Annotated in this window: 23 protein-coding genes; 15 read left to right on the forward strand and 8 right to left on the reverse strand. The window is 69.1% G+C overall.

Features of this window, described 5'->3' with window-relative positions:
• Positions 1–61: 61 nt before the first annotated feature.
• A complete protein-coding gene (locus ACFQRE_RS01110) occupies positions 62–1,084 on the forward strand; it encodes a GlxA family transcriptional regulator (RefSeq protein ID WP_380117913.1) in 1,023 nt (340 codons plus the stop codon).
• Positions 1,085–1,116: 32 nt separating this feature from the next.
• Here ACFQRE_RS01110 and ACFQRE_RS01115 read toward each other — a convergent pair whose 3' ends face one another.
• From ACFQRE_RS01115 to ACFQRE_RS01125, 3 genes are all read right to left on the reverse strand, one after another.
• Complete coding sequence (locus ACFQRE_RS01115; protein WP_380117915.1) at positions 1,117–1,455, reverse strand: rhodanese-like domain-containing protein; 339 nt, start codon at positions 1,453–1,455, stop codon at positions 1,117–1,119.
• Between the two features lie 117 nt (positions 1,456–1,572).
• Positions 1,573–3,216: an alkaline phosphatase D family protein gene (locus ACFQRE_RS01120; RefSeq protein WP_380117917.1), complete on the reverse strand. Its 1,644-nt coding sequence runs from the start codon at positions 3,214–3,216 to the stop codon at positions 1,573–1,575.
• A 76-nt stretch (positions 3,217–3,292) separates the two neighbouring features.
• Positions 3,293–4,450, reverse strand: a complete 1,158-nt coding sequence (locus ACFQRE_RS01125) for an ROK family transcriptional regulator (RefSeq protein WP_380117919.1) — start codon at positions 4,448–4,450, stop codon at positions 3,293–3,295.
• Positions 4,451–4,591: 141 nt separating this feature from the next.
• Between ACFQRE_RS01125 and ACFQRE_RS01130 the strand changes: the two genes are divergently transcribed.
• The 6 genes from ACFQRE_RS01130 to ACFQRE_RS01155 are packed head-to-tail and all read left to right on the forward strand — an operon-like array spanning position 4,592 to position 9,789.
• A complete protein-coding gene (locus ACFQRE_RS01130; protein ID WP_380117921.1) occupies positions 4,592–5,605 on the forward strand; it encodes a glutamate ABC transporter substrate-binding protein in 1,014 nt (337 codons plus the stop codon).
• Between the two features lie 16 nt (positions 5,606–5,621).
• Positions 5,622–6,257, forward strand: coding sequence for an amino acid ABC transporter permease (locus ACFQRE_RS01135; protein WP_380117923.1), 636 nt, complete (start codon positions 5,622–5,624; stop codon positions 6,255–6,257).
• Positions 6,254–7,156 carry an amino acid ABC transporter permease gene (locus tag ACFQRE_RS01140; RefSeq protein ID WP_380117925.1) on the forward strand — a complete coding sequence of 301 codons (903 nt, stop codon included), beginning with the start codon at positions 6,254–6,256 and terminating at the stop codon, positions 7,154–7,156. Before ACFQRE_RS01135 ends, ACFQRE_RS01140 begins: the two co-directional genes overlap by 4 nt.
• Positions 7,122–8,111: an asparaginase gene (locus tag ACFQRE_RS01145; RefSeq protein ID WP_380117927.1), complete on the forward strand. Its 990-nt coding sequence runs from the start codon at positions 7,122–7,124 to the stop codon at positions 8,109–8,111. The genes ACFQRE_RS01140 and ACFQRE_RS01145 overlap by 35 nt, the downstream gene beginning before the upstream one ends.
• Positions 8,108–8,848 (forward strand): copper homeostasis protein CutC, encoded by a 741-nt coding sequence (locus ACFQRE_RS01150; RefSeq protein WP_380117929.1) that lies wholly within the window; start codon positions 8,108–8,110, stop codon positions 8,846–8,848. Before ACFQRE_RS01145 ends, ACFQRE_RS01150 begins: the two co-directional genes overlap by 4 nt.
• A complete protein-coding gene (locus ACFQRE_RS01155; RefSeq protein WP_380117931.1) occupies positions 8,845–9,789 on the forward strand; it encodes an ROK family protein in 945 nt (314 codons plus the stop codon). The genes ACFQRE_RS01150 and ACFQRE_RS01155 overlap by 4 nt, the downstream gene beginning before the upstream one ends.
• Before the next feature lie 91 nt (positions 9,790–9,880).
• On the opposite strand, the gene ACFQRE_RS01160 is transcribed toward ACFQRE_RS01155, so the two are convergent.
• Genes ACFQRE_RS01160 through ACFQRE_RS01170 form a run of 3 tightly spaced genes read right to left on the reverse strand, consistent with a single transcriptional unit; the run spans position 9,881 to position 12,650 of the window.
• Positions 9,881–10,741, reverse strand: coding sequence for an Fpg/Nei family DNA glycosylase (locus ACFQRE_RS01160; RefSeq protein ID WP_380117933.1), 861 nt, complete (start codon positions 10,739–10,741; stop codon positions 9,881–9,883).
• Positions 10,742–10,745: 4 nt separating this feature from the next.
• The gene (locus ACFQRE_RS01165; protein ID WP_380117935.1) at positions 10,746–11,864 is read right to left on the reverse strand and encodes an App1 family protein; all 1,119 of its coding nucleotides are present in this window, start codon (positions 11,862–11,864) and stop codon (positions 10,746–10,748) included.
• A gap of 27 nt (positions 11,865–11,891) precedes the next feature.
• Positions 11,892–12,650, reverse strand: coding sequence for an ANTAR domain-containing protein (locus ACFQRE_RS01170; protein ID WP_380117937.1), 759 nt, complete (start codon positions 12,648–12,650; stop codon positions 11,892–11,894).
• Positions 12,651–12,720: 70 nt separating this feature from the next.
• Here ACFQRE_RS01170 and ACFQRE_RS01175 point away from each other — a divergent pair, with 70 nt between their 5' ends.
• Positions 12,721–13,782, forward strand: coding sequence for a hypothetical protein (locus tag ACFQRE_RS01175; RefSeq protein ID WP_380117939.1), 1,062 nt, complete (start codon positions 12,721–12,723; stop codon positions 13,780–13,782).
• A gap of 38 nt (positions 13,783–13,820) precedes the next feature.
• On the opposite strand, the gene ACFQRE_RS01180 is transcribed toward ACFQRE_RS01175, so the two are convergent.
• Positions 13,821–14,558 (reverse strand): VOC family protein, encoded by a 738-nt coding sequence (locus ACFQRE_RS01180; protein WP_380117941.1) that lies wholly within the window; start codon positions 14,556–14,558, stop codon positions 13,821–13,823.
• Positions 14,559–14,690: 132 nt separating this feature from the next.
• Here ACFQRE_RS01180 and ACFQRE_RS01185 point away from each other — a divergent pair, with 132 nt between their 5' ends.
• The 6 genes from ACFQRE_RS01185 (at position 14,691) to ACFQRE_RS01210 (ending at position 20,150) form a co-directional block, all read left to right on the forward strand.
• A complete protein-coding gene (locus ACFQRE_RS01185; protein WP_380117943.1) occupies positions 14,691–16,733 on the forward strand; it encodes a PhoX family protein in 2,043 nt (680 codons plus the stop codon).
• 185 nt (positions 16,734–16,918) lie between these two features.
• Positions 16,919–17,356, forward strand: a complete 438-nt coding sequence (locus tag ACFQRE_RS01190; protein ID WP_380117945.1) for a VOC family protein — start codon at positions 16,919–16,921, stop codon at positions 17,354–17,356.
• Positions 17,353–17,949, forward strand: a complete 597-nt coding sequence (locus ACFQRE_RS01195) for a GNAT family N-acetyltransferase (protein WP_380117947.1) — start codon at positions 17,353–17,355, stop codon at positions 17,947–17,949. The genes ACFQRE_RS01190 and ACFQRE_RS01195 overlap by 4 nt, the downstream gene beginning before the upstream one ends.
• Before the next feature lie 25 nt (positions 17,950–17,974).
• Entirely contained in the window at positions 17,975–19,576 is a 1,602-nt protein-coding gene (locus tag ACFQRE_RS01200) for an ATP-dependent DNA ligase (protein WP_380120376.1), read from the forward strand.
• Between the two features lie 9 nt (positions 19,577–19,585).
• On the forward strand, positions 19,586–19,816 hold the full coding sequence (locus tag ACFQRE_RS01205) for a ribbon-helix-helix domain-containing protein (RefSeq protein WP_380117949.1): 231 nt from the start codon (positions 19,586–19,588) through the stop codon (positions 19,814–19,816).
• The gene (locus ACFQRE_RS01210; RefSeq protein ID WP_380117951.1) at positions 19,803–20,150 is read left to right on the forward strand and encodes a type II toxin-antitoxin system PemK/MazF family toxin; all 348 of its coding nucleotides are present in this window, start codon (positions 19,803–19,805) and stop codon (positions 20,148–20,150) included. The genes ACFQRE_RS01205 and ACFQRE_RS01210 overlap by 14 nt, the downstream gene beginning before the upstream one ends.
• A 240-nt stretch (positions 20,151–20,390) precedes the next feature.
• On the opposite strand, the gene ACFQRE_RS01215 is transcribed toward ACFQRE_RS01210, so the two are convergent.
• The gene (locus ACFQRE_RS01215; RefSeq protein ID WP_380117953.1) at positions 20,391–21,335 is read right to left on the reverse strand and encodes a cold shock domain-containing protein; all 945 of its coding nucleotides are present in this window, start codon (positions 21,333–21,335) and stop codon (positions 20,391–20,393) included.
• Positions 21,336–21,767: 432 nt separating this feature from the next.
• Here ACFQRE_RS01215 and ACFQRE_RS01220 point away from each other — a divergent pair, with 432 nt between their 5' ends.
• Positions 21,768–22,322 (forward strand): hypothetical protein, encoded by a 555-nt coding sequence (locus tag ACFQRE_RS01220; protein ID WP_380117955.1) that lies wholly within the window; start codon positions 21,768–21,770, stop codon positions 22,320–22,322.
• The last annotated feature ends 24 nt before the right edge of the window (positions 22,323–22,346 follow it).

Here is a 22,346-nt window from a genome sequence, read left to right on the forward strand (position 1 = left end):
GCGAATGTCGGCAATGTCGCGTAACATGCACATTCCGACATGCGGGAAAGGAGTCGACACCATGGGTATTGAGCGGCGACGCATCGTGATCGTGCTGTTCGAGGGCATCGACCTGCTCGATGTCACCGGACCACCGGAGGTCTTCTCCTTGGCGCGGCGCGAGTCACCGGACGCCGCTGGCTATGACGTCGTCCTCGCCGCCGAGACGCTCGATCCGGTGCGGACCGGGGCCGGCGTGCGAGTGCTGCCTGACGTCACCTTCACCTCGATGGCGCGACGGAGCATCGACACCCTGGTCGTGCCCGGAGCGGTCGAGGTCGATGGTGACGGCCGGGTTCACCCCCTGATCGACCCCGCCGTCGTGGCCCGAGTGCGTCAACTCGCCAGACGCACCCGCCGGATCACCTCGGTCTGCGTCGGCGCCCACATTCTGGCTGCGGCCGGACTCCTCGATGGCAAGCGCGCGACAACGCACTGGTCAACAGCGCAGCAACTCGCTGCCGACCACCCCGAGATAGACGTCGACGCCGATCCCATCTTCATTCGCGACGGGGACGTGTGGACGGGGGCGGGCATCAGCTCGTGCCTCGATCTCTCCCTCGCCCTCATCGCCGACGACCTCGGCGAGGACGTCGCCCTCCGCGTCGCCCGACAACTCGTGATGTATCTGAAACGCCCCAGTGGCCAGAGCCAGTTCAGCGTGCCGTTGGAGCAGGTCGCGACCACCCGACGCATCGAGGACCTGCGCCACTTCATCCTGCGCAACATCGGCGCACGGCTCACTGTCGCCGACCTGGCAGCCGCGGCGCACATCAGCGATCGACAGCTCACCCGGATCTTCAAGAACGAACTCGGCACCACCCCCTATGCCTACGTCGAGTCAGTCCGTGTCGAGACCGCTCGTCAACGCCTCGAGTCCACGGACGACACCCTGGACCGGGTGGCGACAACGTGTGGCCTCGGGAGCGTGGACACCTTGGTGCGCGCCTTCCGCCGACGGCTCGACGTGACCCCCACGGAGTACCGCCGCCGCTTTCGCACCGTCCCGGACAGCGGAGCACACGGCATACCGGATCCTGACTGACGTCGGATCGGCGAACTCTCGGCTCGGCTTCGTCAGGGAACCTGCGGGTCGCTGCCGTCTGCCGTCTCCATCGGCTTGCCCGCGGCGTGCCAGGCGCGCATGCCACCGTCGAGGTTCGCGACGTCGTAGCCCTGCTGCTCCAGCCACGGCAGGGTGCGAGCGACGCGTCCGCCACTGCGGCAGGTGACGATGACCGTCTCCTCACGCTCGAGGAACGGCGCGAGCTCGTCGACACGGGCCGGCAGTTCACTCATGGGGATGTGCAGGGCGCCGGGCGCGTGCCCACGGTCCCATTCGTCCTGCTCTCGGATGTCGAGGACAACCGCGTCGTCGGCGAGTTCGGACACCTGGATCTGGGAGAAGTCACTCATGCCCCGACGCTACGCGATGCCCCTGGCATGCGACTTCGTGCCCGAAACGGACACGTTCCCTCGGCCGAAGGCCTCCTGAGCGTGTCCGTTTCGGGCACGAAGTCGAGTTGGTGCGGGTCAACTGGTGTGGGTCTCGGAGGCGATGGTGTCGGCGATCTTCTGCTCGTCGGTGCGGCTCGAGCGCAGTTGCGGCACCGGCGCCGCCTGCTCCTGCTGCAACCCGGCCACGCCGTCCTCGATGACGAACGTCGCGCGGGTGAACGCCTCGGCGTCGGGCACCGTCACCTGGGGCACGCAGCGGAAGCGTGCCGTCATCTCGGTCTTGGTGATCGTCGTGGAGACATAGCCGCGCAGGTTCGTCCAGAAGCGCAGGTTGGGGTTCCACGCCGCCCACGGGTGCGTCCCGTCGGCCTCGTCGTAGCCGTTGCCACCTGACGTGATCGACGAGGTGATGAGTTCCGAGCCGACCGGGGTCGTCGGGTTGTCGTAGTCGAGGTAGAGGTCGCTGGCCCAGTGCGCGTGGACGTCGCCGGTGAGGACGACGGGGTTGCGGACCTGCGCGTCGACCCAGCCCTGGGTGATGCGCTGGCGGGAGGCGCGGTAGCCATCCCAGGCATCCATCCCCACGGTGGTGGTCGCCGGGTCCGGGTTGTTGTCACGGCGACCGAAGAACACCTGCTGGCCCAGGATGTCCCACTTGGCGCGGGAGTCGCGGAAGCCGTCGAGCAGCCACTGCTCCTGCTCGAACCCGGGCAGCGAGCGCGTGGGGTCGTCAGCGTCGGGGCAGTTCTTGTAGCCGTCGCCGCACGCCTGGTTGGAGCGGTACTGGCGGGTGTCGAGCATGTGGAACGTCGCGAGGTCGCCCCAGCCGCTGCGGCGGTAGAGATCGAGGTCGGGTCCCGCTGGCACCGAGCGTCGGCGAAGCGGCATGTTCTCGTAGTACGCCCGGTATGCCGCGGCACGCCTGTCGAGGAAGCCGGGCTGCTCGACCGGTCGGTCCGCCAGGTCGTCGGCGTAGTTGTTGTCGACCTCGTGGTCGTCCCACACGACGAGCCAGGGCGCGACGGCGTGGGCCTCCTGCAGGTCGAGGTCGGTCTTGTACTGGGCGTGGCGCTGTCGGTAGCCGGCGAGGGTCTTGGTCTCCGGGCCGGCGTGCTGGCGGCCGATGCCCGTGCCGCCGCCTTCGTACTGGTAGTCACCGAGGTGGAGCACGAGGTCAGGGCGCTCCTCCGCGAGCCGGCGGTAGGCCGTGAAGTAGCCGGCCGGGAGGTTCGAGCACGAAACGAAAGCCATGTCCAGCGACGACGGTGAGCTCGCGAGCGCTGGCGTGGTCAGGGCGCGACCCGATCGCGACACGTGCTTCCCGAGGCGGAAGCGGTACCAGTACTCCCGACCCGGTTGGAGCCCCGCGACCTCGACGTGGACCGAGTGCGCCCATGCAGGCGTCGCCGCGGTCGCACCAGCCTTGACGACGTTCTCGAAACGCTCGTCCGTCGCGACCTGCCAGTTCACCTGGTAGGTCGAGGACGGCATACCCCCGAGTCCGTCGGCGGCAAGCGGTTCGAGAGCCAAGCGGGTCCAGATGACGAAGCCATCCGGCTCCGGGTCACCACTTGCGACGCCGAGGGTGAACGGGTCAGAGCGCGGAATCACCGCGGCGGCGCTTGGCCGCTGGTCGAGCAGGATGGCGCCCGGGACGAGGGCGGCGGAACCGACGGCGAGGCCGGTACGCAGGGCAGTACGACGGGTAGTGGTCTCCATGCCCACGACCCTCACGGACGCTCGGCAACTCCGGGAGAATCCCACAAAGACATCGAGTGAAGTGTCGGCGGGGCCCTCACCCCATGAGGTGGTGGGCGCCCGGCTCGCGGTAGGCGTGACGCAGCGCGATCTCTGCCGCTCCCACTGCGGTGAGCGCTGACTCGTCCAGCGTCCGTGAGACCTCGAGCTGCTCGGTCGCCCCCGAGAGGGCGTGGGCGTAGAGCGCACCAGTGACCGAGGAGAAGAACACCGTCGAACGGGCCAGGGCGCCGGCCACCAGCACCCCGCCCGGGTTGAAGAACGACACCATGCTGGCGAGGACTGCACCCACCCGCTCACCCGCGACCCTGAGCAGGTTCGTCGCCGTGGGGTCGCCGTCGGCGGCGAGGGCGATGAGGTCGCTCTTGCCCGCCACGGCGAGCCCTCTCTGTCTCGCCTCGACGACGAGTGCTGCCCCGCTCGCGACGGCGTCCAGGCAGCCCTGGTGCCCGCAGGAGCAGGCGATCGGTGGCGCACCCATGACCGTCGCGTGCCCGATCTCGCCGGCCAGGCCCGTGGAGCCCCGGAACAGCTCTCCGTTGATGACGAGACCACAGCCGATACCCTGTCCGGCGAAGACCGCGAGAAGGTTGCGCTGCGCCGAAGGCAGCCGCAGGCTCGCGCCGACGGCGAGGGCGTTCGCGTCGTTCTCGACGAGCGTCTCGACGCCGAGTTGCTCCTGGGTCATGGCCGCAAGGTCCGCGCCGGCCCATCCCGCCATGCGCGCGGGGGCACCGAGGATGCCGCGCTCGCTCGTGACCGGCCCCGGAACGGCGATGCACGCGGCGCCGATGACCACGGGCGGGGAGGCGTGACGCCGAACCACCTCGGTCACCGCGGCGAGCACCCTGTCGGGTCCGGCGAGAACTCCGCCCTCCACCCTGTGGTCACGCACCGGGCGGGCGCTGCCGTCGGTGACGAGGACGCGGGTGTGATGCCTGCGGACGTGGATCGCGATGACGTGCATCTGCCCCGGCACGATGCGCAGTCGCTGGGGCCGCCGACCCCCAGTGGACACGCCCTCCCCGTCTTCGGTGAGCAGGCCTCGTCGGATGAGCGTGTCGACCCGTGCGGACACTGTCGACCGGGACAACCCGGTGAGCCGGGACAGGTCCGCCCGAGAGCGCGCCTGCTCGTGGCGAACGAGCCGGAAGATGAGCATGAGGCCCTGCTGGTCCGAGCTGGGCGCACCCATTGATCGCTCCGTCCTGTCCTGGTGGCTTTGTTCGAGGTGGGACCAAGTATTGCCCTCGCCGGCCGAAGTGGCGCAGGTTGTCCTGCGTGCCCATTGGCTCGGCAACCCAGCCGGAGTCGCCCGCCGCTGAAAGGACACCCCATGCGCTCCTCCCTCACCTCCGTCTCCTCCCTCTCCTCGCCAGCGCGGTCGGCGCGGTCGGCGCGGTCAGCGCGGTCAGCGCGACCGTCGCGACGCACCGTGGCCCTCGCTGGTGCCGCCGCCGCGCTCACCATCTGCCTCAGCGCCTGCGGCAGCTCCGGCTCAGCCAGCCCGGCCCTCCCGGGTGCCAGCGGCTCGGCAGCCGACTCCCTCGCCAAGGACGCTCCCGTCGCGCCGGCCTCCGCGATCACACCCGGGTCGACGATGGAACGCATCAAGAAGGCTGGGGTGCTGCGAGTCGGTGCCGCGCTCGACGCACCGCTGCTGTCCCAGCAGAACCCCACCAAGCCCGACGAGGTCAGCGGCTTCGACATCACGCTGGCCAAGATGCTCGCCACCTACATCATCGGCAAGCCGAGCATCAAGATCACCCCACCTGCGTCCGAGACCCGTGAGGCGCTGCTGCGCAACGACAGCGTGGACGTCGTCTTCAACACGTACACGATCACGCCGGAGCGGGCGAAGCAGATCCAGTTCGCCGGCCCCTACTTCATGTCGGGCCTCGCGATCGCCACCAAGAAGGGCACCTCGGGCATCACCGGACCCAAGGACCTCGACGGCAAGACCGTCATCGTCGGCGCCAACACCCCCGCCGTGGAGGCCGTCCCCCAGGAGGCGCCCAACGCCAAGGTGACGCCCTTCGCCACCGACCCCCAGGCGGTGCAGGCACTCCTCCAGGGCCGCGGCGACGCCTACGTCCAGGACTTCATCCTCCTGGCGACCAACGCGGCGACGAACGCCCAGCTCGAGGTCGTCGGCAAGCCGTTCACCGAAGAGCCGTACGGCATTGGACTTCCGCCCGACGACGCCGACTTCAAGGCCTTCGTCAACACGTGGCTCACCACCATCCAGGACGATGGTCAATGGCTCAAGGCCTACCAGGAGACGATCGGCAGCCACGTCGAGGGTGAGGACCCGACGCCGCCCAGGATCGGCTCGGTCCCGGGATCCTGAGAGTGAGGGACACCCGTTGAGCCTTCCCCTCGACCAAGTCCTGTCGGCGCTCGGGATGACCCTGGTCATCACGGTGGTCGCTGCGATCGGATCACTCGTCCTCGGCACCCTCGTGACGGTGGCCCGGGTCAGCCCCCTGCCGGTCCTGCGCGCAGCGGCCTTCGGCTACGTCCAGTTCTTCGTCAACGTGCCCCTGCTTGCCTTGCTCCTGCTCGCGGTCTTCGCCCTCCCCGACGCCGGACTGCTCATGCCGATCAGCCTGACGGTGGTCGTCGTGCTCGTCGTCTACCAGGCTGCCTACGTCGCCGAGGCCGTGCGCAGTGGCGTCAACACCGTCGCCCGCGGCCAGGTCGAAGCCGCCCGAGCCGTGGGCATGACCTTCACCCAGGTCATCGCCCACGTCGTCGCCCCTCAGGCGCTGCGCGCCGTCATCCAGCCACTCGGCAACGTCATGATCGCCCTGCTCATGAACACGGCTCTGGCCGCCTCCGTCGGCGTCATCGAGCTCACCAGTGCCGCCAACCGCATCAACAACGTCATCGCCCAGCCGATCGTCGTCTACGTCGTCGTCGGCGCGATCTACATGGCCCTGGCCATGACCATCGGACGAGTCGCGGGCAGGCTGGAGCGACGGGTGGCCCAGGCCCGATGAGCGCCCACGAGCTGAGCTTCCTCTATGACCCGCCGACGACGCGATCCCGCCGGCGCGGCCGCGTGGCCACGACCATCGTCGTCGTGGCCATCACCGGCCTCGTCGTCGCCGCGGCAGCTCAGCTCGCCAGCCGCGGCCAGCTCGACGCCGCTCGCTGGACCCCGCTGCTCGATCCCCAGATCCTCAGCTATCTCGGTGTCGGGCTGCGCGGCACCCTCCTCGCAACCGCAGTCGTCGCCGTGGCGGCCTTCCCGCTCGGTGTCGCACTCGCCGTCGGCAAGGTCGACCGACGACCGTTCGTGCGCCGGACCTGCGCAGTCTTCATCGAGGTCTTCCGCACCATCCCGGTCCTCCTCCTCATCTACGTGATGCTCTTCGCACTCCCGAGGTACGGCATCAACCCGGACCTGCTGTGGAAGCTCACCATCCCCCTCACCATCGCGAACTCAGCCGCCATCGCCGAGATCGTCCGGGCCGGGATCGTCAGCCTGCCGCGCGGACAGAGCGAGGCCGGCCTCAGCCTGGGTATGCCGCATCGCACCGTCATGTCCGCGATCGTCCTCCCGCAGGCCCTGCGAGCCGTCACCCCGTCGCTCGTCAGCCAGCTCGCCAGCCTGCTGAAGGACACCTCACTGGGCTTCGTCGTCGCGTTCACCGAGCTGCTCTACCGAGCCCAGGTGCTCACCTCGTTCAACCGGCTGCTCATCCAGACCTACGTCGTCGTCACCCTCGTCTACCTTGTCGTCTGCGGACTGCTCACCGCGCTCGCCAGCCGGCTGCGAGGGCGACCGACACGCACCCCGGGCGGGCACACGACCGACGCACTGCCCATGGCCCCAGGCCCCCGACCCGAGAGGAGCCCCAGTGACCCTCCCACTGGCCAGCGTGATCCGTGGTGACTTCGCCGAGAGCAGACACTCGGGTGACGTGATCCTCATCCATCGTGACGGAGCCGTTCTCGACGTCACCGGGGCACCCGAGCTCCAGATCCTGCCCCGTTCCACCGTGAAGCCTCTCCAGGCCCTCGCTGGGCTCACCGCGGGTGTGGACCTCGACGATCGACAGCTCGCCGTCGCGAGTGGTTCCCACACCGGCACCGACGAGCACGTGCGCGTCGTCGACGGTCTGCTGCGCCGCTTCCACCTCACCCCGGCCGACCTCCAGTGCGTGCCAGACCTCCCCGAGGACGAGGCGACGCGGGCACGGCTCGCGCGCGAGGGCATCGGGCCCGAACGCATCCGGATGAACTGCTCGGGCAAGCACGCGCTCATGCTTGCGGCCTGCGTGACCAGCGGATGGTCCACGGCCGGATACCTCGACCCCGAGCACCCGCTGCAGGTCCACGTGCGGGCCACGATCGAGGACATCACCGGCGACCGACCGGACCACGTCACCGTCGACGGGTGCGGCGCCCCGGTCTCGACAGTCACGCTCGCCGGGCTCGCCAAGGGGTTCCAGCGACTCGTCACAGCAGCGCCGGCGACACCGCAGCGACGTGTCGCCGATGCCATGCGCGCCCATCACTTCCTCGTCGGCGGTGAGCCGCACGCCAACTCAGACGTGATGGCGCGGATCCCCGGCCTGCTCGCCAAGGGCGGCGCCGAAGGCGTCATCGCCATGGCCGCCGCCGACGGGGCCGCGGTGGCGATCAAGGTGGCCGACGGCAACCCCCGCGCCACCACGCTCATCGCCCTGCGGTCGCTCGCTGCGCTGGGTGTGGACGTCTCCGCTGCCGGAGACCTCCTCGACGTCCCCGTCCTCGGGGGTGGACGGCCCGTCGGACGCATCGAGCTGGCACCCGAACTCGGCGACGCCCTGGCGGCCACGGCCGGCGCCCACCCGGGGGCTCGATGACTCCCGTCGGCATCGAGATCGCCGTCGCCGATGCTGCCGGCGCCGCGGCCGCCGCGGAGGGCGGAGCCGACCGGGTCGAGCTCTGTGCCGCGCTGGAGGTCGGCGGCGTCACCCCGAGCCACGGCTTCGTCGGACACGCCCTCGACTGCGCACCGGGTATCGACGTCACCGTCCTCATCCGGACCCGCAGCGGCGACTTCGTCCACACGCCCGACGAGGTCGACGTGATGGTCCGCGACATCCGCGACATCGTGAGTGCCAGCGCAGGTGATCCGGCGCGGGTCGGGTTCACCGTTGGCACGCTCCACCCGGACGGGTCGGTCGACCTCACCGCGTTGTCGGCGCTCGTCACCGCCGCCGACGGCCGCAGGGTCACGTTCCACAAGGCCTTCGACTCGATCCCGAACCCGGTGGCGGCGCTGCAGGTGCTGGCCGACCACGGCGTCGCGGCGGTGCTCACCGCAGGCGGCTCGGGACCTGCTGTCGACCACCTCGACCGGCTCGTCGACCTGACCACCGCGGCACCCGAGGGACTCACGATCGTGGCCGCAGGCGGCATACGCCCCGACAACGTCGCCGAGGTCCTGCGCACGGGAGTCCGTGACGTGCACCTCCGGGCACCCATGATCGTCCCGTCGTCAGCGCGCAGCACGTCGAGCTATGACCCCGGTCATCGTGAGGTCACGTCGTCGGCCCTCGTGCAGGACGTCGTGCGCCGGGCACGGGCTGCGCAGTGAACCAACGCGTCGTCCTCGGCATCGACGTCGGTGGCACCTCCGTGCGAGGCGCCCTCGTCGACCTCGGCGGCAGGACCCTCCACTCGGCCCGCCGACCCACCGGACGTCACGCGGACGAGGCGACCGCCGGTCTCACCGACGTGGCCCAGGAGCTTCGCCGGCGCGCTGACGACTCGGGCCTTGATGTGCTGGCGTGCGGTGTGGTCTCCCCGGGCATCATCGTCGACGGCGTCGTCACCTACGCCGCCAACCTCGGCTGGCGCGAATTCCCCCTCGGTCACGTGCTGCACGAGATCGTCGGCGCACCGGTCCGCGTGGGTCACGACGCACGGACCGCGGGCCTCGCCGAGTCACTACTCGGTGTCGCGCGCGCCCACCGGAACTTCCTCGCCGTGGCCATCGGGACGGGCATCGCGGCCAGTCTGGTCGTCGACGGCCGAGTACTCGAGGGCGCCGGACAGGGAGCAGGCGAGCTGGGTCACATCCCCGTCCTCCCCGACGGTGACCGCTGCTCGTGCGGCCAGCGGGGTTGCCTGGACGCCTACGCCTCTGGAGCCGGACTGTCCCGACGGTATGCCGCGCACACCGGGCGCGACCTCACCTCCGAACGCATCGTGGCAGGACTCCATCAGGACCCAGACGCCCGAACCGTGTGGGACGAAGGGGTGCGCGCGCTGGGCCTGGCGCTCACGACGACAACGATCCTCCTGGACCCGGAGCTCATCGTCCTCAGCGGCGGGGTGTCCGCCGCCGGACCCGCGCTCGTCGGGCCGCTCACCCGACACCTGACGGACAACCTCGCGTGGAAGCCGGCCCCACCGGTGCGCGTGAGCCCGCTCGGGGACCGTGCCGGGATCTGGGGGGCCATCACCCTCGCGATGCAGGAAGCAGGCGAGGTCGACGCGATGCAAGCCTGGGAGCTGACACCGCGACGCGGTTGACCCGAGTTCGGGGCGCCTCACCCGAGTTGCCCACCCGGGCCGAGCGGCTCTTCATCGGGTCACCCGACAGTGCGGCGGGGGGAAGCGAGGGCTACTTGAGGAACTTGCTCGTGCGGCGGTCGGCAAGGGGCTTGCCGCCGGTCTGGCAGGTCGCGCAGTACTGCAGCGACGAGTCCGCGAACGACACCTCACGCACCACGTCACCGCACTCTGGACATGTCTCGCCGGTGCGGCCATGGACGCGCATCCCCTGACGCTTGGCGTCCTTGAGTTCCGCCGCCGGCTTGCCCGTCGCGGCACCGACCGCAGCGGACAGCGTGTCGCGCAACGCGGCATACAGGCGCTCGGTCTGTTCGTCGTCGAGCTTGGCGGCCATGGCGAACGGCGACAGCTTGGCGACATGGAGGATCTCGTCCGAGTAGGCGTTGCCGACCCCGGCGATGATCGACTGGTCGCGCAGGACACCCTTGAGCTGAGCGTTGCGTCCGGCGAGAATCTTGCGAAAAGCGCTGAGCGAGAACGCATCCGAGAACGGATCTGGTCCCAGCCGCGCGATTCCCGGGACGTCCGCGGGAGACGAGACGATGTATGCCGCGAGCGACTTCTTCGTCCCGGCTTCCGTGAGATCGAAGCCAGACCCGTCGGACAGCCGCACCCGCAGCGCGATGGGCGACTTGCCCGGGCGGAGCCGCGTCGACGACAGGGCGTCGGACCAGCGCAGCCACCCCGCGCGCGCCAGATGGAACACCAAATGCGTTCCGCCACAGTCGAGATCGAGGAACTTGCCGTGCCGCGACACCGAGTCGATCGGCGCACCGACGAGCGCCTCGGGCGGCGGGTTGAAGGTCTTGAGCACCGAGATCGACCCGAGCTCGACGCCGGTCACGGCCAGGTCGGCCGTGCGCGTCGAGAGAAAGTCGACCAGCGCCTGGACCTCGGGCAGCTCGGGCATCGCTTCACACTCCCCACATGTCGGAGGCCTCAAGTGCGCGGGCACCGGCCTCGGTGTCGATGACGTCACCGTCGACGATCGGGGCGACGAGGCGGGACAGGCCGTAGCCGTCGGGGGCACGGACCACGGGCGCCGCGATGTCCTCCGTCGGAGCCGGTGCGAGGTCGTCGTTGGCGAGCGGGATGCCGTGCGAAAGAACCTGTTCGCCGACGGTGAGCTGCCGGATGGCGATGGCGCGCACGGAGTCCGGCCGACGCCCGGCGAACTCGGTGTAGAGCTTGGGGTCGTTCTGGCCGTCGTCGCCCACGAGCAGCCACTTCACGTGCGGCAGGTCGCGAGCCAGACGTGCGAGCGCGGACCGCTTGTGGTCCTGACCCGACCGGAACCAGCCCGTGTGGGTGGGACCCCAGTCGGTGAGGAGCATCGGGCCGGGCGGGTAGCCGTTGCGGCGCAGGAAGCGGGTCAGGGATGGCGCGGTGTTCCAGGCGCCGGTCGACAGATAGATGACGGGCATGCCCGGGTGCGAGTCGGTGAGCTCGCGATAGAACGTTGCCATCCCCGGCACCGGGCTGCGGGTGCCCTCGGCCTTGACGAAGGTGTTCCAGGCGGCGATGACGGGGCGCGGCAGCGACGTCGAGAGCACCGTGTCGTCGATGTCGCTGACGAGACCGAACGTCTGACGCGTTCCGATGATGAGGACCGATGCAGTGCGGGGTCGGGCGCGCGGCGAGGCGATCTCGACCTGGTGCCAGCCCGGGCCGAGGCCGTGGCCGTGGATGACGAGGTCGACGAGTCCGGATCGGTCGGTGCGCGCGTCGATCTCGCGCTCCCCGATGCGGATCGTGACGGACGCGTCCATGGCGGGTGAGGCGACGAAGGCGCGCCAGCCGCGCATCTCCTCCTCGGCCGACTTCAGCGACTGGACGGAGCCGGCCGCATCGCCGGAGGCGGCCCGCATCGGGTCGCGCGACATGAGGACACGAGCGAGGATGCGCACGAAACCCACGCTGCCGTAGCCCGTGTGCGGGACGATCTTGGTGCCCCAGCCCCGGTCACGCAGCGTGTCGCTCTTGCGACGGTTCCACGCGTCCTCCATGAGGGCGGCGAGGTGCGGGCGGGCCATGGGCCGACTCTAGTGCGACCGACCCCGTCAGCCGGTCGAGCCTTCCGCGACACCGGTGACGTTGCTGGCACCACTGGCGCCACGGACGCCGGCGACGACCTGCTCGGCCAGGTCACGGACCTTGACGTTGCGTCTCTGTGATGACTCACGCAGCCACTCGAAGGCCGCGTGCTCATCGATCCCCCGCATCGCCATCAGCGCACCCTTGGCCTGCTCGATGACTGCCCGGCTCGCCATGGCCTGCTCCAGCTGACCGGCGAGGCGCTGCGCGCCGTCGAGCCGGACCACCGCGACGATCGCGTCTGCGGCGCGAGTCGCGGCGACTCGTGCCACCGACGCCTCGAAGCGATCGAAGGCCTGCACCGCGCTGCCATACAGGTTGAGGGCTCCCACACAGTCACCGTCACTCACGAGCGGCATGGCCATGAGCGACCTCATCCCGTCACTCCGGACGGCTTGGGCGAACTGCGGCCATCGCTCGTCAGCCTCCCCCAGCGACGCGATGACCTCGGTCTGCGTGCGGGCGGCCTCGAGGCAGGGACCTTGGTCCAGCTGGTACTGCACCGCGTCGATCTCGAGGGTCGTCACCGTCGTGTAGGCCGCCGTGCTGGCGCGCCCGTCCACGAGCAGCGTGATGCCGACCTCGTCGCAGCCCGTGACGATCCGACGGACGGCGTGCACCACACGGTCGAGGTAGTCCTGGACCCCGTCCACGGACGACAGCACTCCAGAGACTTCGAGGAGCATCTCCTCGTGGGGGTGGGTGCTCATGTCGGTGTCGGTCAAGGCATCCTCCTATGACAGGGCCAATCATCAGTATGACTCCATCGGATCGCCCACAGCGAGGATGTGCTGAGTGAACGAAGACTTCGTCATCGATGCGTTCGGTGCGCGGTGGGCCCTCGACACCGCCGCCCTGGACGGCGACGCCTCCGCACGCCTGAAGGTTCTCTGGGAACGCTGTCGCGTCCTTCGCGTTGCGGCCGGCGATGTCGGCGTCGAACCCTTCGTGGTCACCGACAGCGACCCGTATGCCGTGTCGCGCGCCATCACGTTGGCCTCCCTTCAGCGCCGGCGGGGTTCGGCGGCGCTGCTCCACGCGGCCGGACTGAGCCGGGGCGAGCGCGCCATCGCCCTCGTCGGCCAGTCCGGTGCCGGCAAGTCGACGGCCTCGCGGGCGCTGGGCCAACACTTCGGCTACTTGTCGGACGAGACCGTGGCCATTGAGGCTGACGGTCGGGTCGCGCCCTATCCGAAGCCGGTGTCGATCATCAGCGACCCCGAGGCGCCCTGGGACAAAGGCGAGTGGAGCCCCGACGAGCTGGGACTGCGGAAGGCGAGCGAGCCGGCATACCTGACCGGTCTTGTCGTCCTGGAACGCGACCCCGTGCGCACAGCACCGGAACTCGTGAAGCTGCCGCTCATCGACGCACTGCTCGCCGTCATCGCGCAGTCGTCGTCGCTACCCCTGCTCGACCGACCGCTCCACCGGCTGGCCGAGCTGGCGAGCGGATCCGGCGGCCCATATCTGTTGCGCTACAACGAGATCGGTGACTGCAAAGGCCTGCTCGCCACGCTCTTCGACGCCGACGCCGAGGTCCAGCGCCACCCCTGGACCTCCGAACCCTTCTCACCCATTCCCCCCAAAGGCACAGACAGGCCGATCGTCCGGGCACCGTGGCGCGATGCCGTTCACGGTGAGGGCGGGACGCTCGTCCTCGTCGACGAGACACCGGTCCGGCTCGGACCCGTCGGCGAGATCCTGTGGCGGATCGCTGCCGCTCCGGTTTCGACAGACGAGGCGTATGCCGCCGTGGTCGCCGACCTGGGGCCGCACCCGGACGCTGACCGAGCCGTTGACGACGGCATCGCGCAACTCGTCGAGCTGGGACTCCTGCACTTCGCTACCGCACAGTAAGGGGGGCGATCACCCCCCCTACTGTGCGGTAGGTGGCGCTATCGGCGGGTGGCCGGGGCAGGGAGGAGGCAGACCTCGTTGCCGGAGGGGTCCTTGAAGAGCCGCCACGGGAGCTCGCCCCACCCCGGGTCGTACTCGTGTCCGCCCAGGTCGAGGATCCGCGTCACCGCGTCGTCCTCGTCGTCCCCACTCTCAAGACGCAGGTCGAGGTGGGCGCGGTTCTTCGCGTCGGCGCCCTTGGGGCGCGGCTCGGGACACAGTTCGAGGAGGGGCCCGCGTCCGCTCGGGTGACGCAGCGCCCCTGGCATCGCGCTGTCCGTCGGCTCCCAACCGGAGAGCTCCGACCAGAACGCGAGGTCGCGATCGACGTCGGCACTGTCGAGAGGCAAGGAGGACAACGGTCCCGACACGGCATACTCCGCTCGGTCCTCCATGACACAGAACGGGTTCCCTTCGGGATCAGCCAGGACGACCCACGGCACGTCTCGTTGGCCGATGTCGAGGTGGCTGGCGCCGAGCGTGAGCGCCCGCTCGACGACGCGCGCCTGCTCCTCCGGAGCGCCCCCGTAGACCTCGAGGTGCAGTCGCGGGCTCGTCGGAGGCGGTTCACTCACCAGCTCGAAGCACAGGTCGAGCGTCGGTCCGTCCGGCACCACCAGCCGCGTCTCGTAGTTGCTGGAATCGTCGGTCAGGGTCGTGGTCCGAAGGAGTGCCTCCCAGAAGCGCCCGAGCCGCTGCGGGTCCTGGGCGTCGACGACGACATTCTCGAGATACATGCCCCTTGCCTACTCCGCCGTCGGCTTGTCGACAAGGTGTCACCCGGTGTTCATCGCAGCATCCCCGGTCGGGCCCGCGCGATCCATAGCGTCGAGAGGTCTCCTCCACCTGCCCCTGACGAAGGACCTGCCGTGACCACTCCCGCACGCCTGCTTCCGCTGTTCACCCGCTCCCATGAGGGGGGCCGCAGCTCCATGACCTGCCAGTACCGCTGTGGCGACGCCTGCGACCAGCCGGTGCCCAACACCTCCGACAACGAGTACTTCGGTGACATCGTCGCCGCGGGCGTCTCCCGCCGCGCCGCCCTGCGCGTGGGCGGCGCCGGTGCCGCTGTGGTCGGCCTGACGGCGTGGAGTATGCCGTCCGCCGCCGCTTCGCCCGTGGCCGCCGCTCCCGCTGCGGGCGCCGCGGGTGCCGCGGGTTCGGCCAAGAAGAGTGCTCTGGGCTTCACCGGGATCGCGCCGACACCCTCGACCGTCGACGCGGTCAAGGTCCCCGAGGGCTTCGACTGGGCGCCGATCATCTCGTGGGGTGACCCGCTCTTCAAGGACACGCCGGCGTTCGACTACGACAACCAGACGGCAGCTGCGCAGCGCGAGCAGGCGGGCTACAACAACGACTACACGCAGTTCATGCACGGTGGCCCGGGCAACAGGGGCAACCTCAAGGGCCTGCTCGCCTTCAACAACGAGTACACCAACGACGAGCTCATGTTCCGTGGCGCTCCGACCGCGGCCCAGCTCACCGACGACCAGCTGCGCATCGTCCAGGCTGCGCACGGCATCACCATCACCGAGGTGGCCCGCCGCGACCCCAACTCGCCGTGGCGCTGGGTCCAGGGCGGCAAGCGCAATCGCCGCATCCACACCGACACCTCGTTCGCCGTCGACGGTCCAGTGGCCGGCTCCGCACACCTCCGCACCTCGGACGACCCGACCGGCGAGCACATCCTCGGCACGCTCAACAACTGCGCCGGTGGCGAGACGCCCTGGGGCACGTATCTCTCCGGCGAGGAGAACTTCAACCAGTACTTCAACGCGACCGGCGCCACCGGCCCCGTCGTGGACCCGAAGAACCGGCTCGGCCGCTACGGCATCACCTCCGGTGGCCGCGGCTGGGAGCGCGTGCAGGACCGCTTCTCGGTCGTCACGGAGCCCAACGAGGTCAACCGCTTCGGCTGGATCGTCGAGGTCGACCCCGAGGACCCCACCTCGACGCCGGTCAAGCACACCGCCATGGGTCGCCTCAAGCACGAGGGCGCCACGGTGACGCTCACCGCGGACGGTCGCATCGCGGCATACATGGGTGACGACGAGCGCTACGAGTACATCTACAAGTTCATCTCCAAGGGCAAGTACAAGAAGGGCGACAAGAAGCACAACCTCACGCTGCTCTCCGAGGGTGACCTCTACGTCGCCAAGCTCAACGGTGACGGTGCCGCCGACGGCGAGTACGACGGCACCGGGCACTGGATCCCGCTCATCGTCGACGGCCTGTCCCACGTCACCGGTTGGTCGGTCGAGGAGGTCCTCCTCTGGACCCGTCTGGCTGCGAGTGAGGTCGGCCCCACCAAGATGGACCGCCCCGAGGACGTGCAGCCCAACCCGGTCAACGGCCGCATCTACGCCGCGATGACCAACAACACGGCTCGCACGCCCGAGCAGATCGACGAGGCCAACCCGCGCGCCAAGAACAAGCACGGGCACATCACCGAGTTCACCGAGCGTGGCGGAGACCACGGCGCCCTGACCTTCACCTGGAAGATCGTCCTCGTGGCCGGGGACCCCAACGACCCGCAGACGTACTTCAACGGCTACGACAAGTCGGAGGTCAGCCCGATCAGCTGCCCCGACAACGTCGCGTTCGACGCCGCCGGCAACCTGTGGATCTCGACCGACGGCATGCCGGGCACGCTCAACTACTGCGACGCGCTCTACGTCATGCCGCTCGAGGGTGCCGACAAGGGCAAGCTGCAGCAGTTCCTCTCGGTGCCGGTCGGTGCGGAGACGTGTGGCCCGACGATCCTCGGCCCGGACTCGGTCATCGTGGCCGTGCAGCACCCGGGCGAGGTCAGTGGTGCGAGCTCCGAGAACGTCATCTCGCAGTTCCCCTACCGCGGCGACGGCCAGCCCCGTCCGTCCGTGATCCACGCCTACCGCCGCCGCGGCAAGTAGCCGACCCAGACCCGCGACTTCGTGCCTCGTACGGACGGCGAGCGCCAGCGAGCTGTCCGTACGGGGCACGAAGTCGGCAGTTCTGAGATCACGTATGCCGTGAGCTCACCTTGCGAGGTGAACTCCCGGCATACGTCTTCTCAAGGGGCTTTCGGCTGTCAGTGTGCAGGTCTAGCGTCAGCGACATGGCAACCACACTGAACCCCTACATCCAGTTCCAGGACAACGCGCGCGAGGCGATGGAGTTCTACAGCTCTGTCTTCGGCGGCGATCTCACCGTCTCCACCTTCGGGGAGTTCGGCGACCCCGGCGAGGCCAACGCGGACGGCGTCATGCACGCCCAGCTCGTCTCCCCCAACGGCCTCACCCTCATGGCCTCCGACACCCCTCCCGGGATGCCACGCTCCGAGGGCTCCTCGATCTCGATCAGCCTCTCCGGTGACGACAGCGACGAGCTGCGCGACTACTGGGACAAGCTCTCCGACGGCGGCCAAGTGCAGATGCCGCTCGAGAAGCAGATGTGGGGCGACGAGTTCGGCATGCTCTCGGACAGGTTCGGCATCGCCTGGATGGTCAACATCGCGGGTGAGCAGCCCTCTGGTGAGCAGCCCGCAGCCGAGTGACACAGCGTCACCTGTCGTCACTGGCTGACGTCGAGTGGCCGGTGCGCACGCAGCGACTGCTCCTGCGCCCGGCCACGGCCGCCGACATGGAGCAGGTGTGGAGATCGTGGAGGCACCGAGACGACGTCGCGCAGTGGATGACCAACCCCTCGCCCGACCTCGACACCTATCTGGCACGGCTCGCCGCCCCCGCAAGGTTGGCGACGATCCTCGCGGTCGAGCACGAAGGGCGGCTCGTCATGGATCTGCACCTGCGCGTCCAGGACTCCTATGCCCAGACCGACGTCGCCGAACGGGCCCGGGGGACGCTGGCCAACCTCGGGTGGTCGATGGACCCGGTTGTGCACGGACGCGGGCTGGCGACAGAGGCGCTGCGGGCTGCGCTCGGCGTCTGCTTCGACCAGCTGGGGCTGCACCGCGCCGAAGCCGTCTGCTTCGCCGACAACGCGGCATCGTGGCGACTCATGGAGCGGGTCGGGATGCGACGCGAGGGCCACTACGTGAAGCAGGGCTTCCACCGCGCGCTCGGCTGGGTCGACATGTACGCCTACGGAATGCTCGCCGCCGACTGGAAGGCTCTCGACCATGCCTGACACCGAGAAGAACAACGACGCGGGTATGCCGCTCGCTCGCCTTGTCGACGCGACCGACGCTTTGATTGCGACCCGTTCACGAACCGCCAAGACCGAGATCCTGGCCGGGGTGCTTCGCGACCTGACCACGGGAGAGGTCGAGACCGCCGTTGGGTTGCTCCTGGGGCGGATCCGTCAGGGGTCGATCGGGCTCGGCTACCGGACTGTGCTGGCGGCGCGGGAGACGGCGAGCCCGGCTGCTGAGGGATCGCTGACTGTGCTGGACGTTGACGCGGTGCTGGACCGCGCCGCTGGGCTGGCGGGTGTCGGGTCCGTGAATGCGCGCAATGAGGCGCTGGTCTCGCTGTTCGAGCGGGCCACCGCCGTTGAGCAGGACTACCTCGTGCGTGCCTTCACGGGCGAGATGCGCACGGGCGCACTGGAGGGCGTACTCACCGACGGTTTGGCGCGCGCCGTGGGGCTGCCGCTGGCGGACGTGCGTCGTGCCGTGATGCTCAGCGGGTCGTTGGCGGGGACCGTGCGTCTGGCGCTGGAGTCACCCGAGGCTTTGGCGGACGTGGGGCTCGCGGTGCTCACGCCGGTCCAGCCGATGCTGGCGTCGACGGCGACTGATGTTGCTGCGGCGCTGGCGGTGACCGGCGAGGCGTCCGTCGAGCACAAGCTCGATGGTGCGCGAATTCAGGTGCACCGCAGCGGTTCTGACGTGCGGGTGTTCACGCGGTCCTTGGCCGACATCACCGCGCGCGTGCCCGAGATCGTAGAGGTTGCTCTTGGGCTGCCCGTCGAGTCGATCATCCTTGACGGCGAGACGCTCATGCTCGACGACGACGGTTCCCCACGGCCGTTCCAGGACACGATGAGCCGGTTCGGATCGGACGAGAAGAGGGCCGACGTGATCCGCGAGCAGGTGCTCGCCCCCCGGTTCTTCGACGTGCTCCACGTAGACGGCCAGGACCTCATCGACCTGCCGCTCGCGGAACGGTTGGCGGTGCTGGAACGCGTGGCGCCGGCATACCGGATTGCTGGTGAGGTGACCTCGGATCCCGTTGTCGCGCAGCGGGTTGCGGCCGACGCGCTGGCCGGGGGGCACGAAGGCGTGATGATCAAGGCCATCGACTCGACCTATGCGGCGGGGCGGCGCGGCAAGAACTGGGTCAAGGTCAAGCCGGTGCACACGTATGACCTGGTCGTGCTCGGCGTGGAGCGCGGGTCCGGGCGGCGCAAGGGGTGGCTGTCGAACCTGCACCTCGGCGCGCGCGACCCCGAGGGCGAGTTCGGGCCAGCCGGCGGGTTCGTCATGGTGGGCAAGACGTTCAAGGGACTCACCGACGAGCTGCTGCGGTGGCAGACGGAGACCTTCCCGGACTACGGGGTCGACGACAACGGGTGGGCGCTGATGATGCGACCCGAGATCGTCGTGGAGATCGCGATCGATGGGGTGCAGCGTTCGTCGCGCTATCCCGGCGGGATCGCGCTGCGCTTCGCGAGGGTCAAGCGCTACCGAGTCGAGGGCGCCCCAGGCGACCCCGCGTTGACCAACGCGAAGCCCGCGACCCAAGCCGACACCATCCAGTCCCTCCGCACCCTCCTCCATCTTTCAGGTAGCAATCAAGTACTACCCGAGTAGCATGGAAGCATGAAGTTGAGTATCAGCCTGTCCGATGACGACGTTGCCGCTTTGGATCGATACGTAGAGGCGGCCGGTGTGCCGTCGCGTTCGGCCGCGATCCAGCGCGCCATCCGGATGCTGCGGGACCCGGAGTTGGAAAACGCCTACGCCGCCGCTTGGGACGAGTGGCAGACATCAGGTGAGGCCACCGCGTGGGAGGTCGCCACCGCGGATGGGCTGGCCGATGTTGCGCGGTGAGATCCGCCTGACCGACCTGGATCCAGCACGCGCCAGCGAGGCGAACAAGCGTCGCCCGGCGGTCATCGTGAGCAACGACCGGGCGAACGCAAGCGCTACGCGGTTGGGGCGCGGCGTCGTCACGATCGTGCCGATCACGAGCAACGTCGAGCACATCTACCCGTTCCAGGTCCTGCTGCCGGCTGAAGAGACCGGTTTTCCCCTGGACTCCAAGGCGCAGGGCGAACAGATCCGCTCGGTGTCCGTCGAGCGCTTGGGGAACGTCGTCGGTCGAGTGCCTGCACATCACATGGCCCAGCTCGACGACGCCCTACGAATCCACCTTCAGCTCTGAAACTCCACTCCAAGCGGCAGACCAGTGATGCGACGCTGCGAACATGACAGATTCGGCAGTCGCTGGAGCGGGCGGTGACGGCCCCCTTGTTCGCTCGTTGCACAGTCAGTAGTTCCGTTCCCCGGCGGCTCCCATATATGACCCTTTGACCCGGCTTCGAAGAGGCGCACTCGGCGCCATGAGCGTGCGCTTGGATCAAGACACGCCTGAGCACCAGCTCGGCCCGGACCGCGGTCCCGCTCACACCCGTTCGACGCGGTCGGCCTGTGGTCCTCGATCGCTCTGTCGCACTTGGTACCGGACCCGATCGCCCTGGTGCAGCGCCACGGCGCCTCTGAGAACCGACACGTGCACGAACAGGTCCGCGCCTCCCGCGTCCGGGGTGATGAAGCCGAACCCCCGCTCCTCGTCATAGCGCGCGACAACTCCCTCGCCGCCGCGCGCCGGGACGTCGGATGCCTGCCGGTGTCCCGACAGAGCCCGGGTCGTCGACGTCGCGGGTGCGCCCCGCGGTGTCGAGCTGCGAGCGAGGCGCACGTCGCGCGCCTGCGGGCCCTTCTCGCTCACGACGATGTCGTACGTCACCCGATCCCCCTCGCCCAGCTCGGGGAGCCCGTCGGCCAACTCCCGGACGTGGACGAAGACATCGGGGCCGCCCGAATCGGGGGTGATGAACCCGAAGCCTTTGCCCCCGTCGTACCAGGACACGGTGCCGTCCGCCCCGTCGGATGCCACGGCCTGCTGGGCGGTCTGGGCTCCCAAAGGCAGCAGATGGTCTGCCTGCGGTCCCTTCTCCCCGTCGACGACGAGAAACGCCACCCGCTGCCCCTCCGAGACCACGCCGCCCCCCACGATGGCCGAACTGTGCACGAAGATCTCGGCTCCACCGTCGTCGGGCGTGATGAAGCCATACCCCTTGGCGGGCTCGTACCAGGAGACGGTGCCGAGGACGCCCAGCGGTGTGTCGGCGGCCTGGTCGGCCGTGACCCGGACGCGGCGTGCCTGCGGGCCGCGGTCCCCCTCGCCGATCTCGAACTCGACCACCTGACCCTCGCGGAGCACCCTCATCGCGTCGTCGCTGACGATCTCGGACGCATGCACGTACAGGTCCTCCGCATCCTGACCGAGGGCGATGAAGCCGAACCCCCGGTCGGCATCGAACCAGCGGACGGTTCCCTCGGTCACGGCTGACTCCTTGTCGAAGCTACGGTCGGTGTTCCCCCAGTGTCCCCGACGAGACTGCGACCAGCGCCCGGCTCCCGGCGCCGGACAAGTGTTCGCACGGTCGTGGCACTCCTCGACTCACGATCAGCGACATGAGCGGGCTGTGTCTAGGCCAAGGTGGGTAGGTCCATTCCACCCTTCAAGCGAACCTCGAAGTAGTCGAGCAGGCTGTCCGCGATGAGAGGCGGCATCTCGTCTAGCTGGCGTCGGACACCCGCCTGGGCCTGCATCTCCCAAGCGATGACTCTGCGAACTTGGTCGAAGACCTCAGCTCGCTGGTTGGCGTTCATAGCCTGAGTCTCTCGCACGATCGGCGGCAATAGCGGACGTGGACTCTTGGCGCGGCGGCATGTTGATTCAGGTCCTCGTGGCTTCCTGCCGGAGACTGGAGCAATGACTTCGCCCAAGCGGCGCGATTGGACCGAACGCCACGATGGCCCGCCCTCCTTGGATGCTGCAACGACCATCGTGGTGTCCGATCGGCGGCTCTTGCTCCGCGCGGCCCTGCCCACGGGGCTCGTGGCAGCCCTTGTCGTCTGGGCCACTTTCGGAACGGGGGACCTATTGGCCGGAGCGATCGTTTCTGCGCTCCTCCTCGCGGCGTCCGCGGTCCGGACCGTCTGGTGGGCTCGCGGGTTCGGTGCCCGCAGCCTTATGGCAACGCCAACGCACCTGGTCCTGCGCAAAGGCGGGGTGGCTGATCAATGGGTCGCCTGGGATGACCTCAAAAGTGTGATCGTGGTTCGTAGCGATCCCGCGCCCGAGTGGTCTCGAACGCGCACCAACTGGTTCCACGTGGTCCCGCATCCGGAGTTGGCCGTCATGCCACCGGCTGCGTTCGTCGGCGGTTTTGGCGACATGCTTGTCTCGTCCCACGGTTCGGGTCCCGCTGCGGAGCAGGTGCGGGCCGCAGTACACGCCCGGGGCATTCCGTGTGAAACAGCGTGATCTTGCCAGTGGTGACAACTTGGC

Origin of the sequence: Knoellia pratensis (genome assembly GCF_042666395.1) — a bacterium.
Classification (GTDB): Bacteria; Actinomycetota; Actinomycetes; order Actinomycetales; family Dermatophilaceae; genus Knoellia; species Knoellia pratensis.